Here is a 762-nt window from a genome sequence, read left to right as displayed (position 1 = left end):
GCACAAGTGTTTTACCAAAGTGAAACAGCAGCAGATGCAGCCATTAAAACCCAACTTGAGCAACAACACCGCTTTGAATATTTTGTGTGGATTTGGGTGCAACAGGGAGAATGTCGGCACATTTTGGACTTTGCCGAGATGGTACAGCAAACAGGCGAATGGCTGCTGATTCGCCCTAAGCAAATTCACCATTTTACAGGTGTGGCAGACTGGGACGGATGGGGAATGTCCTTTGCGCCACAAATACTGACCTCCAATATTTCGGACAAGTTGAGACAACTGCCATCCCAAGGCAAGGTGGCGCCGCAACACGTGCCTTTGCTCACCCAGATGATGCATACCCTCTCTGATTTACGCTATGCGGACGATTTGGCGCAATCGGCAAAAGCCGAGCTGGTACAGCAGCAACTCGGTGTATTTTTAACTTGGCTGTCGTCGGTGTATTCGCCGCAAAACGCCCTGCCCGACCTCCCAAAGCAGCGTTGGCAGGCATTTTGTGCGTTGCTGGAAACGCATTTTTCCACACAGCACCAACTGGCGTTTTACGCTGATGCGCTTTCATGTCACGAAAAAACACTGAACCAAACCTGCCGACAATATGCGGGGCTAACAGCAAAACAGTTCATTAATCAAAGAATTTTATTGGAAAGCAAGCGATTGTTGGCTTATACGAAAGTGTCCGTCAAAGAAATCGCGTGGCAACTCGGCTTTGAAGAGGCTACGCATTTCGGCAAATTTTTTAAGAAAGAAATGCAGAAAACA

The 762-nt window shown here is 47.9% G+C and carries 1 protein-coding gene; it reads left to right on the top strand.

The window, feature by feature from the left end; genetic code table 11:
- Nucleotides 1–6: 6 nt before the first annotated feature.
- On the top strand, nucleotides 7–762 hold a 756-nt coding region (locus ACTHUM_RS16260), incomplete at its 3' end, for an AraC family transcriptional regulator (protein WP_440403459.1).

Source organism: Neisseria sp. P0021.S006 (assembly GCF_051956895.1).
This window is presented reverse-complemented; position numbering and strand designations above follow the sequence as displayed.